Raw genomic sequence first — 15,475 nt, forward strand, 5'->3', positions numbered from 1 at the left:
CAAAATGCACTTAAAACGTGTTTGGCATCTTGTCTGTTTCGCTTCTAATCCAGAGATCGGCATATTTAACAAAGGTCGAGTGTGCTGATAGCAAAGAAAGCAGCAAGCCTTGCTTACCGTCAAGAAATCCTGCTTTTAGGACATACATTTTCAAAAAGCAGCCAAGAGCATGCAATATACCTTGTAAGATGCTGCTCTTTTTGCCTTTTTTCTCTCTCTGCTCGGCCCATGCTTTGGCATAACCTGCCGATTTGACTAGGTAATGGTTCATATCATTGTACGTGAAGTGAATCAGGTCGCCTTTGAGTGTTTCCACCTTCATTGATTTGGATACTTCGACTTTTTCATGCACCAGCGCATCATTGTAGCGTGTGAGTTTGGTTGGGTATAAGCGCAAAACCTTGTCTGGATACCAGCCACAGTGTCGGATATAACGGCCGAACACCCAACTGAGACGTGCGGTTTGGTATATGGTGTCTGGTTGGTTAGCACTTACTGCCGATATGATGCTGTTTTTAAGTTCTGGCGTGACGCGCTCATCGGCATCAAGCCACAGGACGTAATCAGATTCTATATGAGATTGTGCCAATTGGCGCTGCGGCCCAAAACCAGGCCAATCGGGATTAACAAAAAATTTATCGGTGAAGCTGCGGGCGATAGCTTCGGTATTATCTGTGCTACCAGAGTCTAGCACCACAATTTCGTCAACCCAGCTATGTACGGTTTCAAGACAGGCTTTCAGATGCTGGGCTTCATTTTTTACGATCAAGGCGACCGCAATACTTGGTTTACTCATACGGGCACCTTATTGGTTTATACTTTGGAGCGATTCGTTAGTCAGGTTAAGCTCGTTAGTGACATTATCAAACATGGCAATGACCTGTTGTGGCTTGATGCGCTGCATCGCTGTTTTATCTTTCACGCGAGATCGCCAGCTTAGCTTGTTTGCAGATTTTCCTGTCTCAGCCAAGATGGCTTCTTCATAGACTGAAACCACATACTGACGATATTGATAGGGCCCTGTTCGCTCTGGGTTATGGTGAGCATAGAGTCCTATCACTGGGGTATTTACAGCATTGGCCATATGAGCAGGCCCAGTGTCAGGCGCAATAACTAAATCAGCGCAGTCAATCAGAGCAAGCATTTGTTTGAGTGAGCTTTGGCCCACTTGATTATTGAGCTTAGATTTTGTTTTGCTTTCAATTTCAGCGGCCAAATCCACTTCTATTTGGGCTGGGCTTCCTGCCAAGATGATTTGCCAGCCTTGCAGATCAACATGCTCGATTAAAGCTAAGTAGCCTTGCAGCGTCCAGTTTTTATATGCTTTGCTTGCCGCAGGAACCAGAACTAGGTTTCTTTTTTCAGTTGAAAGCTGGTCTCTTGCCCACTTTTTATCTTGGTCAGAATAATCGAGCGACCAAGAGGGTGTCATATCACGAATTCCCAGTGTATGACCAAATGCCAGCAAGCCATCGAGTACATGCATCGAATCTGGAGAAGGAACTTTGATGTTAGTAAACCAGGTTTGCAAATCTTGACTTCTTAGCTTGTCAAAACCGAGTTTATATGTGGCTTTAATACCCAAAGTGGCAAGACTGGCTCTAAAGGCATATTGCATATGCAAGAGAGCGTCAAACCTGCGTCCCTGCAATGCTCGCCATAGTTTTTGATATCCTTGCCAGCCGCCCTTTTTATCAAATACGATAACTTCTATATCTTTTATTCCTTCAAGTAGCTTGGCTTCAAGTTGACCTGTAATCCAGACAATGTGAGTGTTGGGCCACTGCCTCTGAATCGCCTGTACTGCGGATACGGTGTTACACACATCACCAATGGCAGATAAACGCAGAATGCAGAGAGAATTGGGCGGAGATAGAAAAAGAGCCATATTATGTGGTGTGTGGTGAAAGATGATCAAAATTATGCAGATGAGTAGATGAAATGTAAATTATTTCCGTGCTGCCGGATGGCTTTTATGGTATTTGATTTATCCATCTAACAGTGACAAATAGAAAAGTGATAATATGAAAGTTTTTGTAATCAATCTGCCATCATCGCTAGAACGTAGGGAAAAAATATCTCAATCTTTTAATGATATAGGTATAGATTTTGAGTTTTTTACCGCTATTGATGGACATCAAGGATTACCACCGGAACTCGTTAATTTACCAGATGACAAGCATAGAATTTTTTTTAGAAGTAGACCTTTATCTCCTGGTGAAAAAGGGTGTTATGCTAGTCATTACAAACTTTGGCAAAAATGTCTTGAAATAGACGAACCTATTCTGATATTGGAAGATGATGGCATACCAACTGAAAACTTTAGTGAGGTATTGACCAGTCTTCCAGAACTACACCAAAAAGGCTATGAGTACCTTAGAGTTGAAAAACAAGAACGAGGCTGTAAGCAAATTGATAGTTACGGTGATTTAAATATAGTACTGTGGGCAGATAATCGTTCGGGTGCTCGTGGTTATAGTATAAGTCCTAGTGGTGCTAAAAGACTGCTTAAGTATAGTAATAGATGGGTATGTGCGGTGGATAACTACATAGGCGAGTCTTATCGGACAGGGCTAATATGTGCTGGTGTTCAACCCTATGCTATTCGAGACGATGGTGCAGATCAGGTAAGCACAATTCGGCGATGCAATGATAAATCTCGAGTTCCTCTATATTTTAAGTTGCTACGTGAACTCTATCGTTTCTATCGATTTAGTAGAATGACGTTAAATTTTCTTCAATATAAGAGCAATGAAAAATTTCAATAAAGTAAAATATTTGATGCCTGAGGTATAGTTTGTATAAAAAGCTATCAATTAACAATGAGACTATTTGGTACGACCCCGTTCTTCTTGTAGAAGATCCTGCAGATGTTTTTGAGCATAACTTCTGGAAGGTCAACAATAATATTATCGGTAAAGCGCATGGTCGAGGCACCACTTGGTTTGTGCAAACACGTTCGGTACAAGCAGCTTTAAGGCACTACCGCCGAGGAGGCTTGGTTGGGAAATTAATTGCTGATAGTTACTGGTTTTCTGGTTGGGAAAAAACACGTAGCTATCAAGAGTATGCACTGCTTACTAGTTTACATAAAGCCGGTGTAAATGTACCCAAACCTCTGGCTGCTAGAGCCATTCGTAAAGGATTAACATATAAAGCAGATCTTCTGACTGAGAAAATACCAAATGCTCGGGATTTGGTTTCTATCCTAGCCGAAGGTTCTTTAGCTACAACAATGTATCAAAAGATTGGTCAAGAAATAGGAAAAATGCATCATGCCCAAGTTAACCATACTGACCTCAATATTCACAATATCTTGATAGACAATAGTGACAAAGTGTGGTTGATTGACTTTGATAAATGCTTTCAACAGACAGGCGATAGGTGGAAGCAGGCTAATCTTGATAGACTTAAGCGTTCCTTCAAGAAGGAAGTGGCTCGCCATCAAATCCATTGGCATGATGCAGAGTTAAAAGTGTTATTGGAAGGGTATGAGAGTGTGACTTAATGTTACCCAAAGAGATTGGGTTAGAGTATCATCTCGACATCAACATATTACTAGCGCCTTTTTGTCCCCCATTTTTAGACGAAGAACTTATGAAAAAAACACCCGTAGAGTTTATTTTTCTCGCATTTGGAGAAAAAACACAGTATCACAGTCAGTTAGTATACTCGATGACGAGTATAGCGGCACATATGCCTACTGATAGAGATTATAATTTTACTATTGTTACTGATAGAACTGAATTTTATCAGTGGCTGGGTGATAGGTTCGATGTGGTTGGAGTCGACAGTAATACTCTACAGTACTGGCGTGGTGATGTTGATTTCTTTTGGCGGATTAAAATCAAGGCAATATTATCCATTGCTGACAGTAAACCTGAATGTCATTGTGTGTATCTGGATACTGATACCATTGCCGATAAGTCGCTTGATAAGATGATGGAAGAGCTGGATAGTGGCAATAACCTAATGCATATCCGAGAATTTGATTTTCATGCTCCGTTAGGGAGAACCGGAAAAAAGATGCAAAGCCATGGTATAGGTAAGACTTATGGCGAATTTGTTATGACGCTTGATAGTGCCATGTGGAATGCTGGTGTTGTTGCAATATCTAAGTTAAGGGATCCATCGAAGGTATTATCATCAGCTTTGGTGGCATGTGATGCCATGTGTAAAGATGGAATGGAGCGTAGGCTCGTTGAGCAGTTTTCCTTGTCGCTTGCACTACAATCAACCTCCATTTGTGAAGCAAAACATTGGATACGACACTATTGGGGTAATAAGCCTCAGTGGGATGCATTGATCTCCTCTTTCTTCGCTAAAGTGCTACTTCAGGGGAAAAATTTCGATCAAGCTGTAGAGATGTTTAAAGTTCAGCAGCATGATATAGCAGATGTCATAAAAGATACTAAGGTACAGAAGTTCAGAAATAGTGTTGTAAAACGTTATAAACGATTGACTGGTGCCTAGGGAATCCTCCCTACTAACTTATGTATGCTAGTGTTCTCGCAACTGCACCACTGTTTAACTTGACAAACTTCTTACTAGCTTCACCAGCTTCTTTTAAGTGCATTTGATCATTTAGTGCTTCACTAATTGCAGTTGCTATTTCTGTAGAGTTGTTGACTACTTTGCATCCACCAATTTCGATAAGGGAGTTGGTCACATCTTTAAAATTATAATAACTTGGGCCTGTGAGGGTTGGAAGCCCAAGCGCTGCGGGTTCAAGTAGATTGTGGCCTCCTACTTTCTTTCCTAAGAGGCTTCCCCCCATAAAACAAATATCAGCCGTACCTAAGAGCAGCATCATTTCACCCATAGAGTCACCTACGTATACCTGGGTGCTCAAGGAAACTTTTTCTCCGCTGCTGCGTGTAATGGTGGTGAATTTTCCAGCACAAAGTTTGGTTACATCGACAAACCGTTCGGGATGCCTTGGTACCACGATTAGGAGTGTGTCTGGGCGGGATTCTAATATTGTGGAGTGGGCTGATAATAGTAACTCGTCTTCACCAGCATGAGTGCTTGCTGCTATCCAAATCGGCCTAGACCCGCCTAAAGTATCTCGAAGTTTATTGCTAGCTAAGATACTCTCATTAGTGATGGTGATATCAAACTTTATTGACCCGGTAATCAGTACGTTGGCAGTTGGAACTCCCAGTTTGATAAATCGCTCGGCGTCATCTTCAAACTGACATAAAACTCGAGATAGCTTTTGAGCCATTGAGCTAAAGATAGGAAGAACTCTCTTGTAACCAAGGTAGGACTTTTCGGAGAGCCTTGCATTAAGTATAGTAATTGGTATTCCTGCCTGGTGGGTATAGTGGATTAAGTTCGGCCACAGCTCGGTCTCGACAATTAAAAGTTTTTTGGGATTGAACCTCTTTAAAAAGCCTTTTATTGCAAAGGGAAGGTCAACTGGAGCGTATCTGTGTTCAACCAACTCGGATAGGCTTTCTGCTTGCTTAGCACCGGTTGGGGTTGTAGTAGTAAGAAGTATAGTTTGTTTGGGGTTTTGCTTCTTAAACTCGCGTATAAACTGCGTAACAGCGATTATTTCACCAACTGACGAGGCGTGAATCCACACAGGCTCATTACCATGACTTAATTTGGCAGAGTATCCAAAGTGTTCTTTCCACCTCTTTCCGACATTTGGCTTTCCTGGCTTTGTTCGAAATAATCCATACAACAAAAAAGGGGCAGCTAAACTGAGTAAAACAGTGTATAGAGTTCGAATAATCATTTCTTTTTAACAAGTTCGTTGAGATTTATGTGGGTCCATTTACCGCGTGGTTTATCTATATATTGAAAATGCTCGTTAGTAAAAGTGCCTTGAATACAAACATACTTCCTATCTTTCGAATTAATATCTTTCCTATCAATTAGAAGGTTGTGCAAGACAGTTGGGCCAGTGCAATGATAAACCCCCATAGAAGGCTCATAGTGATTCACATTATAAACGACTTGATCAATTGCCCGTTCTAGGTCTAGGTTATTGGGCGAAGAAGCCAGAAAATAGTTAGTAAATCGAGTATTTTTACCAATTTTTATATACAAAGATTCATGTTGATTACCAAGAAGTTTATCCAAAGGCCAAACAAGAGTTGCATCAATATCCATGTAAACCCCCCCTTTATGGTTTAGCACAAACAAGCGCCATAAATCAGCTTGAGCTGCTCCATTCGTGAGTCTAGAGTATGCATCGTAAACTTCTTCAGATGCATGCTTTTTTAAGTATTCTCCGCGAGCTTCGGTACTTACATAGTTGTAATTACAGTTCAAGCTGAGCAAGCGATTGAAAAGATAATTTAGGTAAACAGGAAGCGCTACTTGATTGGTGAAATTGGTTTGCCAGATCTCTCTAGGAATCCTCCTAGATCCCGAGAGTCTTACCTTTGCAGCAGACCGTTCTGGGATCGTAAAACGTTTATTTGGCATTAGATAATGAAACGGATATGACAATATTTTAAAAATATTGCCAGTCAAGCGAATCAGACGATTGGCAATTAAGGTTGATAGGTTGCTCATTTTATAGTTCCCAATATATCAACCGAGAAAGTATGGATTAGCTTTGCAGTGATTGTTTAATCGCCGATGTAATCTGCTCGGTTGAAGGTATATCTCCATTAGCGTTCATAACGATTGTATGACGCTCATATAAAGGAGTGTACCTGAATGGCACGGTCGCATAAAATATGCCAACCGTAGGAGTGTGAGTTGAGATCGCAACATTTCGTACTCCTGTGTCAGGTGCCACCATTAATGTTGCCTTTGCTGTTAATTCAATAAGCTCTTCCAGTGGTAAGCAAGCTTGAATTTTAAAGTTGGGATATTCGAGAAGCTTTTTGAAAAAATCTCCTTTTTCAAAGTCGTTTTTCCCTTCCAGATACACATGGGTATGGTTTGGGTTTTCTTGAATCGCTTGCTCAAGCACAGCATACATCTGTTTTTTGGATAAAATTTTTCTTAGCTGAGATGCACCGTTAAAATACAGAACAAATGGGGTTTGAGTATCTTTGAGAGATCGGTGATCAGGGTATCCAAAATCCAGAGGGCGCTGCGGTGAATGGCCAAGTAATTTGAGCATATCCAACATGCACTCAACTTCAGGCTGAAAGTCTGAGCGAAATACGGCCATATTAAATAACGTACCGCGTAAGTAGGGCTTGTATGGGAAGCCCATTTTTATTTTTGCTTTACTGAGAGCTACCATCCAGTGTGATCGATTCGTGCTGGCTAAATCAAAAATAATATCTTGCTCGCCTAGTTGTCTTATGTTGTCAATTTTGTCTTTAAATGAGGTTTGTGATCTTTTGTCTCTTCCTGGCATGACCAGTGTTTTGTCTACTAAGTCGTTTGGCATACCATAGGTATAGTTAGATACACCTACCAGGGTTATTTGGGCGTTGGGGAAAAACTTACGCGCTTCGATTAAGAAAGGGCGAACAATAACTTGGTCGCCAAGTGCAGCATGGCGGATAACCGCTATTTTGGTGACTTTTTCGGGAGAGAATTCGGTTTCGATATAATGGCGGGCTTTTTTGGAAGCATACGCGCCTCGTTCAAACCAGAGGTGTTTCATACAGTGTTACTCAAAAATCGTTTTAATTTAGAAATCACGCGCTCGGGTGTGAGCTTGTTTAGACAGTCCTGATGACCCAGCGGGCACTCACGTTTGAAACATGGCCTACACTCGATATCAGTATGTACCATTTCTAATTCTGTTGTCAGAGGTGGCGTGTATTTCGGTGAGCTGGAACCATAAATAGCTACAATGTTACAGCCTACAGCTGCAGATACGTGCATTAGCCCAGAATCATTAGACACCACAGTATGGCAAGCAGCTAGTAAATCAACGGCTTCAATTAGTGATGTTTTACCAGCTAAATCAAAACAGTATTGCTGCTCTTCTGCTGTGAGAGCTGATCTGATTGCTTGTGTGACTAGTTTGTCCTTTTCAGAACCAAATAGCCAAATTTGCTGACCTTGACCAATAAGATATTTTGCTAGCGTGGCATAGTGCTTATCTGGCCAGCGCTTAGCCGGTCCAAATTCAGCTCCAGGACATAGTCCTATAATCGGGCGAGACTTATCTAAACCTAATCTTAATAAAGCAGAATTTTGGCTGTTACTGTCGACAAGTAGTTTCGGTTTGGGGCTGTTGTGTAAAGATACTTGAGTTTGCATCTCGGCTTTACTGGAGGCCAATGCAACATACCTTTCTACCATGTACTGAAAAATATGCTTGTCTGGGCGAAGATCTGTTAAAAGGCCATAGCGGAGCTCACCTTTCCAACCTATCCGGTTGGGGATCTTTGCAAACCAAGGAATTAAGGCAGATTTGGCTGAGTTTGGTAACACATAAGCGTGAGTGTAGTTGTTTTTGCTCAATAAACGTCCAAGGGCACGCCTGCCTAAAATATTTAACTCACCGTGCCCAATAGGCATTTCAATTGCTTGGTTGACTTCTGGCATGCGCTGCAAAATTGGTTTGCACCAAGCAGGAGCAAGAACATCAATCTCGCTTTCTGGGTAATTTGCTTTCAAAGTAGTATACAAGCTTTGCGACATAACCATATCGCCTACCCAAGATGGGCCAATGATGAGGGATTTCATTTAGGGAATAATAGTCAATCAGTAAGTAAGTTCATCTCGCCATGATACTTCATTGTGTACCACTTTGGCAGGGTTGCCGACAGCAATAACATTTGCGCCTATGGATTTAGTTACAGTTGAATTTATCCCAATAACAGAGTGCCCTCCAACATTAACGCCTTTTAATACTGTGACGTTGTCTGCAAGCCAGACACCACTACCGATATGTATGCTTCGAGCAGCATTGATTCGCTGGCCATTTCGAATTATATCATGGCCATCGCTTGTCATTATCTTCACATTTCGAGAGAGCATGCTTCCCTCTCCGATGATAAGTTCCGTATTGGTTTCTCGTGAAGATATATAAGAGTTATGGCCAATCACAGTACTGTCACCAATAAGCAAGGTGCAGTTGTTTCCATCAAGTTCAAGCTCACAGTCTCTTAACTTGACGTTGGCGCCTATGTGCAATCTGTTATTTTTCCCTTTTACTACAATCTTGCATCCTCTTAGTTTTGCTGTTGGGTCTATAGATATGGCGTGAGTTCCTCTGATCTTGAATCTATTTCTAACCCTGAGAGCGAATCTGACCATTGTCCACCTCTTTATGGTTTTTAATTTCTTGTTGTGTTACAGCAAAAAATAAAGCTAGCATAAAGCCATAGAATGTGCTGATAAGGTTTTGTTGTAAGGGGGCTTCAGTGAGACAACATATAGAAACGGCAAGGACGAAAAATACCCCCACATACGCAGCGTTGGACCGATTTCTGTGTCGGAAGAAATAAATCAGTGGAATAAGAAGCATACAGGCTAGTGCAATAACACCAAGGATACCTCCTGATGCTAATTGTTCAAAGTATTGACTGTGGGCATGCCCCCTTTGAACGGTTGCAGTCCAACTATTAACGATACCTTTTTTATATAGCTCTTTATTTAAGCTTTCTCGCTCAGAATATGTAAGTCCGGTTATAGGGCTAACTTTTATGGCCTCTACAGAGGCTTTCCAAAGCATTAATCTCCCTCCAGATGATACAGCAGATGATACATGTCCGGTTAGAATATTGTGAGCTTCTTTAATGGTAAAACTTATTCTATTCTGGAAACTAGTTGAGCTATGATATATGAGCGTCAATGCAGATAAGCATGTAACTACGATGATAGTGATTTTTCTCAAGCCCAGAGCCTTATACTCAAAAATAAAATACAAAAGGAGCGCTATTGGGATGACAATAATAGCTCCCCTTGTCAATGTCATTAGAGTGGCTGAAGATGCGAGAATTATACTTAAAATTAAGAGCCAACGATGTCTCTTTAGTTTCAATAGCGCGATACATAAAACGGCTAATAGACTGGCCAAGTAACCAAAGTTTATACTAAAAAGAAAACCTCCAGCTCTTCCTACTTCTTCAATGAAAAACTGATAGGATGCGATTAGAAACGCGCCTAAAGACCCTACTGTCGCCCCCCAAATTACGGTCGAAGCATAATTTTTTTTTATTGAAATACAATGTTTTAAAAAAATATATATAGGAATACATAATATAATACGAGATGCCCCTTTAAAGTATCTGAAATTCCAATCATCAATAACAAACAAAGGAACATTTGACAACAAATATGCACTTAAACATATAACAACAAGAGTGTCCTGTTTATCCCATTTTATGTTGTTTCTTTCTTTTATAATAGAATAAATTGACACTAGCAATAATAAGCAGACAATAGCGACAGAGAAATTTTTAGTTATTAGTAGTAAACTTAAAACTAAAAATGCAGACAAAGCTGCTATTTTTTCATTGCTTACTTTGAAATTTTGTAAGTTCATATTCTTCAGTGTAATGAGTTTCTAGGTTGGTAACGTGCTTATCCATAGAAAATAGCTCGAGAGCTCTTTGATATGCTAAAGTGGATTTTCTCTGTATTAAGTCTGGTAATGTCAGGTATTTTTCAATTTCTTGTGAAATATTATTGGGGTCAAAAGGATTACAAAGTAGCGCTGCGTTCCCCAAGACCTCTGGTAGAGAGCCTGTGTTTGCACCGACGATGGCCTTTTTAGCCGCCATAGCTTCAATAGCCGTAAGGCCAAAAGCTTCGTTATGGTTCGGTAAGCATACGATATCCATAACGCTAAGCATGCGTGCAGTATCTTTTCTAAATCCAGCTAGGTGGACACGGTTATTGAGATTAAGGTCTTTAATTCTCTCTTTGATAGATGCAACAAAACTGTTTTCAGACCCTTCTGATGCATCCATTCCACCAACGAGCAAGAGATGGCTATTGGGAAAAATAGCGCTGATCCTAGAAAAGGCTTCAAGTAGTTCAGCTTGCCCCTTTCCTACACAAATTCTCCCCACATTGCCAATTACAATACTATCTTCAGGAATGTTAAGTTCACTCTTTATCTTGGGGATATCAAATGTGGATAACGATGATTGCAAAGGCACATCAGTCCCTAACCACAGTTGGTTGATCTTATTTGCCTCAACAGGTAGAGCTTTTAGGTTGCGACGATAGGTTTCGTTACTGATCGAGAAAACTCGATATAAATGAGAGTAAACCCACTGATGAAAGAGGTCTTTTTTCGGTCTGGTCACTCCCATATGCTCAGTGAAAAAAGAATAACGCTTTGAGAGTAAATGCAGCAATGCGGAGACAAAGACATCTCCGGATTTATGACTATGTACGATGTGAACGTCACGCTTTTTAAGCCAATGGTTCAACAGGAGGATTTGATGTGAGAATAGAGATTTTTTGTTATTCACCTCGAAGGTTTCAATGCCATTCTCCTGCATATCTTTGGCTACTCTACTCCCTTTTATACATAAACCATATACTTGGTAATCACGTTTTAAAAACTCTGAGCCTATTCTTATTGGATACATCTCGAGTCCTCCCCAACCTTGAGAAAGACAAATATGCAAAATTGAGGGTTTGCTCACACTTACGTTACCGTCCTTAATGAAAGAACATTAGTTTATCAGAGACATGTACTCAGCAACACCTTCTGCAACTGTTTTGAAACTATACTTACAGCCAACGGAACGAAGTTTAGTTAAATCGGCCTCTGTATATTCTTGATATGCACCTTTTAAATGCTCGGGAAACGGGATAGTTTCGATAGTGCCTTTTCCGTGGTATTTGATTACTGCTTTGGCGACTTCTTCAAACGACTCAGCGTTACCAGAGCCTAAATTGAAAATGCCTGAAACGCCACTTGTCATAAACCAAAGGTTAACAGCTGCAACGTCACCTACATAAACGAAATCACGTTTGAAGCTTTCGCTGCCTGCAAACAATTTCGGATTTTCACCTGCGTTCATTTGATTATTTAAGTGGAAGGCTACGGAAGCCATAGAGCCTTTATGCTGCTCTCGAGGGCCATAAACATTGAAGTAGCGAAAGCCTGTGATTTGAGATAGTTTCTCTCCGTGCTTTTCCGCATCCTGCCAAATACGACGAACATAATTATCAAATAGCTGTTTAGAATAGCCGTAGACGTTAAGCGCACCTTCATATTTTTTTTCTTCTATGAATTTATCTGTTTCACCATAGGTAGCAGCAGAAGATGCGTATAAAAAGGGGATTTCACGCTCAAGGCAATAATGAAGCAGTTCTTTTGAATATTCATAATTGTTAAGCATCATGTATTTGCCGTCCCACTCTGTAGTGGCAGAGCATGCGCCTTCGTGGAAAATAGCTTCGATGGGGCCGAAGTCATCGCCGGCCATAACTTGGGCTAAGAAGTCATCACGATCCATGTAATCAGCAATATCAAGGTCGACCAGATTTTGAAACTTTTTTCCATTTTTAAGGTTGTCAACGACTAGTATGTCGTTAACTCCTTGTTCATTAAGTGCTTTTATGATGTTACTGCCAATCATGCCAGCGCCGCCAGTTACGATGAACATATTTTACTTCCTCAAAGATGGTTCATTGCGATTATATCAGTAAAGATTGCCCTATCCTAGGTGTTGAAGCTACCTGTTATACGATCATTCATCGACAAATATAATCTACCTCTCACATGAAGACATCAAACATAATTGCAAGGTGTTCTAGTTCGTAACTTAGAGTAGTATGTGATAAAAGTAGTTTCATATCGTGCTTGTGTTTTAGTAGTTTTAGTCTGCACAAGTCGGTTTGATGTTACTCGAAGCATTCAAAAAGGATTTGTAAAAATGGAAAGGAAAGAATCCTTATCATATTCCAATATTTCAGAGGAAATCTATAGAACTTCTGAACGGTCTGGTGATATTGATCTTGTGGAGTTTTTCAAACAACTATGGAGAGAGAAGTGGCTCGTAATCACGGTAGTAGCATTATCAACAATAGGTGCATTTATATACGCCAATAGTCAGACTGTTACATGGACCACGACAGCTAAGGTTAATCAGGCTCAAGATAAAGATTTATCCGCGTTTTTGCTTGAAGTTAACAGGTACAAAGCATTTTTTGAGCAGTCTAGTCAACCAAATGGGGTTCGAATGATCCGTGATATAGATATGGTTATCGATAAAGAAACCCTTTTTAAATCTTTTATCGCATCATTTAACTCCCAATCAAATAAGTTAAAATTCATTGAAAATTATGATTTTTCGGACAAGTCAATAGTATTGAATTATTTAGCTGCCGAGCCAGTGAATAAGCGAAAAAAAGATATCTATCTACTCAGATTTCGAAGCGATACCAAGCAAAAAAGTTTTCAAGTACTAAATGAATACATAAACTTTGTTACTAAAACCGTATCCAACCAGGCATTAGGTAACTTGAAAGCTATAGTTGCATCGCGAGTTATGGAACTAGCAAAGGAGAAAAAAGTACTTGTAAGCCAAGCAAAAAACAAACTGAATAGTGAACTGATCAGAATAAAACTTGCTCATAAAGTTGCCAGTAATGCAGCTGTCATCAATCCAATTAAAAATCTTGATAAGGGAAATACCCTATTTGATTTTCAGGTAGGTACTCAAATTCTGGATGCCAAGCTGAAGGCTCTGAATGAAATCAAAGATATTGAAATTTTTGAACCTAGGTTGAGCGTTGTCAACGCTATGCTTGATACCCTAAAGAGTGAACCAGTTAATCAAGATATTACTTTTCAAACCTATCACTTCATTATCGAACCTGTAGAGCCGATGGAAAATGACAATCTAGATAGATTCAGGATTCAAATAATGTTGGGTTTTACTATGGGACTTTTTGTAGGAATTGTTGTTGTATTGGCGCGATTTATTTTTTTGCGTTAAGACAAAAAAATTATTTATTTTAAACAGAAAAATTCATGAATGAAATATTCCACTCATTGACACTGTTATATTTTGTTGGTGAAAATTTTGTGATTAAAGGGTTAATTTAATGTTGAAATTTGCACTAGTAGGATGTGGAAGAATTGCTATAAGACATAGCGAGCTATTAGGTTATAACAATATAAGCAACGCGACTTTATCAGCAGTTTGCGACATTGACGAAGCAAAAGCTAAAGCAATAGCAGAACGATTTAACGTTCCCTATTTCACCGATATGGATGAAATGATGCAAAAAGAAGATATCGATGTTGTGTCAGTGTTAACTGAAAGTGGAAATCACGCCAGACATGTAATCAACTTGGCCAAGTATGGTAAGCCAATTGTGGTAGAAAAGCCAATTGCTTTAACTCTGATAGAAGCAGATGACATGATTAGAGCATGCGATCAAAACGGCTGTAAACTCTTTGTTGTTAAGCAGAACAGATTTAATGTACCGGTAGTGAAACTGAGAGAAGCTATTGATAAAAAAAGGTTTGGCAAACTGGTGCTGGGTACGATTAGAGTAAGATGGTCTAGGAGTCAAGATTATTATGATCAAGCATGGTGGAGAGGGCGTTGGGATATGGATGGCGGGGTCCTGACCAATCAAGCAAGCCATCATGTTGATCTCCTCGAGTGGATGATGGGAGACGTAGAGTCTGTTTTTGCAAAAAGTACGACCGCACTGGTAGATATTGAAGCAGAAGATACAGCAATTGTTACACTTAAATTTAAAAATGGAGCTCTTGGGATTATAGAGGCTACTACAGCAGTTAGACCAAAAGATCTAGAGGGCTCGATATCGATTTTAGGGGAAACTGGAACTGTAGAAATTGGTGGGTTTGCGGTAAACAAAATGTTGCACTGGAATTTCACATTACCCGAAGATGGAGATAAAGAGGTGATGGAGAAGTATTCAGTAAATCCCCCCAATGTATATGGTTTTGGGCATAAAGCATATTATGAACATGTTGTTGATAGTGTGATTAATAACAAAGTTCAGCTTGTTGATGGTCTTGAAGGAAGAAGAAGCCTAGAGCTTATATCTGCAATTTATGAATCAATCGAAACCGGTAAAGAAGTATATTTACGCTTCAAACCAGAAAAGTGCAAGCTAGGTATATCAAATGAATAATAGGCCGAAACTAGATAAATCGAGAATTAAGGATGTTTCGTTTGGCTGTAATGTTAGGGTCATAAAACCTTCCAACATATACGGTTGCTCTATCGGTAATAATACTTTTGTAGGCCCATTTGTAGAGATTCAAAAAGGTGTTGTGATTGGTGAAAACTGTAAAATACAGTCCCACAGTTTTATTTGTGAATTGGTCAATATAGGTGACGATGTGTTTATTGGGCATGGCGTTATGTTTATAAATGACCTTTTCTCTCAAGGTTTCCCAGCAAATGGTAATAAAGATTTTTGGTTAGAAACCAAGATAGAAAATAAAGTTTCAGTTGGATCAAATGCAACAATTCTTCCGGTTAGAATATGTAGCAATGTTGTTATTGGGGCTGGTGCAGTCGTGACAAAAGACATAAATGAACCAGGAGTTTATGTTGGGAATCCAGCAAAGAAAATTAGGGGATTATAG

16 protein-coding genes are annotated in these 15,475 nt (G+C 39.9%); 6 read left to right on the plus strand and 10 right to left on the minus strand.

Going from position 1 to position 15,475, the window contains the following annotated elements:
* Positions 1 to 10 precede the first annotated feature (10 nt).
* Entirely contained in the window at positions 11 to 796 is a 786-nt protein-coding gene (locus tag MHN79_RS09005) for a glycosyltransferase family 2 protein (protein ID WP_239172609.1), read from the minus strand.
* 9 nt (positions 797 to 805) lie between these two features.
* Positions 806 to 1,888 (minus strand): glycosyltransferase family 9 protein, encoded by a 1,083-nt coding sequence (locus MHN79_RS09010; protein ID WP_239172610.1) that lies wholly within the window; start codon positions 1,886 to 1,888, stop codon positions 806 to 808.
* Between the two features lie 136 nt (positions 1,889 to 2,024).
* Between MHN79_RS09010 and MHN79_RS09015 the strand changes: the two genes are divergently transcribed.
* The 3 genes from MHN79_RS09015 (at position 2,025) to MHN79_RS09025 (ending at position 4,473) form a co-directional block, all read left to right on the plus strand.
* Entirely contained in the window at positions 2,025 to 2,768 is a 744-nt protein-coding gene (locus tag MHN79_RS09015; protein ID WP_239172611.1) for a glycosyltransferase family 25 protein, read from the plus strand.
* Between the two features lie 29 nt (positions 2,769 to 2,797).
* Entirely contained in the window at positions 2,798 to 3,508 is a 711-nt protein-coding gene (locus MHN79_RS09020) for a 3-deoxy-D-manno-octulosonic acid kinase (protein ID WP_239172612.1), read from the plus strand.
* A gap of 89 nt (positions 3,509 to 3,597) precedes the next feature.
* Complete coding sequence (locus MHN79_RS09025; protein ID WP_239172613.1) at positions 3,598 to 4,473, plus strand: hypothetical protein; 876 nt, start codon at positions 3,598 to 3,600, stop codon at positions 4,471 to 4,473.
* A gap of 13 nt (positions 4,474 to 4,486) precedes the next feature.
* Here the strand turns inward: MHN79_RS09025 and waaA are convergent, their stop codons facing one another.
* The 8 genes from waaA to rfaD are packed head-to-tail and all read right to left on the minus strand — an operon-like array spanning position 4,487 to position 12,506.
* Positions 4,487 to 5,746, minus strand: a complete 1,260-nt coding sequence (gene waaA, locus MHN79_RS09030; protein ID WP_239172614.1) for a lipid IV(A) 3-deoxy-D-manno-octulosonic acid transferase — start codon at positions 5,744 to 5,746, stop codon at positions 4,487 to 4,489.
* A complete protein-coding gene (locus MHN79_RS09035) occupies positions 5,743 to 6,531 on the minus strand; it encodes a glycosyltransferase (RefSeq protein WP_239172615.1) in 789 nt (262 codons plus the stop codon). The genes waaA and MHN79_RS09035 overlap by 4 nt, the downstream gene beginning before the upstream one ends.
* A 37-nt stretch (positions 6,532 to 6,568) precedes the next feature.
* Positions 6,569 to 7,585, minus strand: coding sequence for a glycosyltransferase family 9 protein (locus tag MHN79_RS09040; RefSeq protein WP_239172616.1), 1,017 nt, complete (start codon positions 7,583 to 7,585; stop codon positions 6,569 to 6,571).
* Positions 7,582 to 8,619 (minus strand): lipopolysaccharide heptosyltransferase II, encoded by a 1,038-nt coding sequence (gene waaF, locus MHN79_RS09045; protein WP_239172617.1) that lies wholly within the window; start codon positions 8,617 to 8,619, stop codon positions 7,582 to 7,584. Before waaF ends, MHN79_RS09040 begins: the two co-directional genes overlap by 4 nt.
* 18 nt (positions 8,620 to 8,637) lie before the next feature.
* Entirely contained in the window at positions 8,638 to 9,192 is a 555-nt protein-coding gene (locus MHN79_RS09050; protein ID WP_160931715.1) for an acyltransferase, read from the minus strand.
* A complete protein-coding gene (locus tag MHN79_RS09055) occupies positions 9,167 to 10,423 on the minus strand; it encodes an O-antigen ligase family protein (protein ID WP_239172618.1) in 1,257 nt (418 codons plus the stop codon). The genes MHN79_RS09050 and MHN79_RS09055 overlap by 26 nt, the downstream gene beginning before the upstream one ends.
* Positions 10,392 to 11,537 (minus strand): glycosyltransferase family 4 protein, encoded by a 1,146-nt coding sequence (locus tag MHN79_RS09060; RefSeq protein WP_239172619.1) that lies wholly within the window; start codon positions 11,535 to 11,537, stop codon positions 10,392 to 10,394. The genes MHN79_RS09055 and MHN79_RS09060 overlap by 32 nt, the downstream gene beginning before the upstream one ends.
* 30 nt (positions 11,538 to 11,567) lie before the next feature.
* Positions 11,568 to 12,506, minus strand: a complete 939-nt coding sequence (gene rfaD / locus MHN79_RS09065) for an ADP-glyceromanno-heptose 6-epimerase (RefSeq protein ID WP_239172620.1) — start codon at positions 12,504 to 12,506, stop codon at positions 11,568 to 11,570.
* Positions 12,507 to 12,776: 270 nt separating this feature from the next.
* Here rfaD and MHN79_RS09070 point away from each other — a divergent pair, with 270 nt between their 5' ends.
* From MHN79_RS09070 to MHN79_RS09080, 3 genes are all read left to right on the plus strand, one after another.
* Positions 12,777 to 13,841: a Wzz/FepE/Etk N-terminal domain-containing protein gene (locus MHN79_RS09070; protein ID WP_239172621.1), complete on the plus strand. Its 1,065-nt coding sequence runs from the start codon at positions 12,777 to 12,779 to the stop codon at positions 13,839 to 13,841.
* A 109-nt stretch (positions 13,842 to 13,950) separates the two neighbouring features.
* The gene (locus tag MHN79_RS09075) at positions 13,951 to 15,015 is read left to right on the plus strand and encodes a Gfo/Idh/MocA family oxidoreductase (protein ID WP_160931706.1); all 1,065 of its coding nucleotides are present in this window, start codon (positions 13,951 to 13,953) and stop codon (positions 15,013 to 15,015) included.
* The gene (locus MHN79_RS09080) at positions 15,008 to 15,475 is read left to right on the plus strand and encodes an acyltransferase (protein ID WP_239172622.1); all 468 of its coding nucleotides are present in this window, start codon (positions 15,008 to 15,010) and stop codon (positions 15,473 to 15,475) included. Before MHN79_RS09075 ends, MHN79_RS09080 begins: the two co-directional genes overlap by 8 nt.

Origin of the sequence: Vibrio sp. Of14-4 (genome assembly GCF_022347625.1) — a bacterium.
GTDB lineage: Bacteria > Pseudomonadota > Gammaproteobacteria > Enterobacterales > Vibrionaceae > Vibrio > Vibrio pristinus.

What these genes read in the sequence shown, in the direction of transcription:
- MHN79_RS09015 (WP_239172611.1), top strand. Translation starts at nt 2,025, where the DNA reads ATGAAAGTTTTTGTAATCAATCTGCCATCATCGCTAGAACGTAGGGAA.
- MHN79_RS09070 (WP_239172621.1), top strand. Translation starts at nt 12,777, where the DNA reads ATGGAAAGGAAAGAATCCTTATCATATTCCAATATTTCAGAGGAAATC.
- MHN79_RS09025 (WP_239172613.1), top strand. Translation starts at nt 3,598, where the DNA reads ATGAAAAAAACACCCGTAGAGTTTATTTTTCTCGCATTTGGAGAAAAA.
- MHN79_RS09040 (WP_239172616.1), bottom strand. Translation starts at nt 7,585, where the DNA reads ATGAAACACCTCTGGTTTGAACGAGGCGCGTATGCTTCCAAAAAAGCC.
- waaF (WP_239172617.1), bottom strand. Translation starts at nt 8,619, where the DNA reads ATGAAATCCCTCATCATTGGCCCATCTTGGGTAGGCGATATGGTTATG.
- MHN79_RS09010 (WP_239172610.1), bottom strand. Translation starts at nt 1,888, where the DNA reads ATGGCTCTTTTTCTATCTCCGCCCAATTCTCTCTGCATTCTGCGTTTA.
- MHN79_RS09035 (WP_239172615.1), bottom strand. Translation starts at nt 6,531, where the DNA reads ATGAGCAACCTATCAACCTTAATTGCCAATCGTCTGATTCGCTTGACT.
- MHN79_RS09005 (WP_239172609.1), bottom strand. Translation starts at nt 796, where the DNA reads ATGAGTAAACCAAGTATTGCGGTCGCCTTGATCGTAAAAAATGAAGCC.
- MHN79_RS09055 (WP_239172618.1), bottom strand. Translation starts at nt 10,423, where the DNA reads ATGAACTTACAAAATTTCAAAGTAAGCAATGAAAAAATAGCAGCTTTG.
- waaA (WP_239172614.1), bottom strand. Translation starts at nt 5,746, where the DNA reads ATGATTATTCGAACTCTATACACTGTTTTACTCAGTTTAGCTGCCCCT.
- MHN79_RS09050 (WP_160931715.1), bottom strand. Translation starts at nt 9,192, where the DNA reads ATGGTCAGATTCGCTCTCAGGGTTAGAAATAGATTCAAGATCAGAGGA.
- rfaD (WP_239172620.1), bottom strand. Translation starts at nt 12,506, where the DNA reads ATGTTCATCGTAACTGGCGGCGCTGGCATGATTGGCAGTAACATCATA.
- MHN79_RS09075 (WP_160931706.1), top strand. Translation starts at nt 13,951, where the DNA reads ATGTTGAAATTTGCACTAGTAGGATGTGGAAGAATTGCTATAAGACAT.
- MHN79_RS09080 (WP_239172622.1), top strand. Translation starts at nt 15,008, where the DNA reads ATGAATAATAGGCCGAAACTAGATAAATCGAGAATTAAGGATGTTTCG.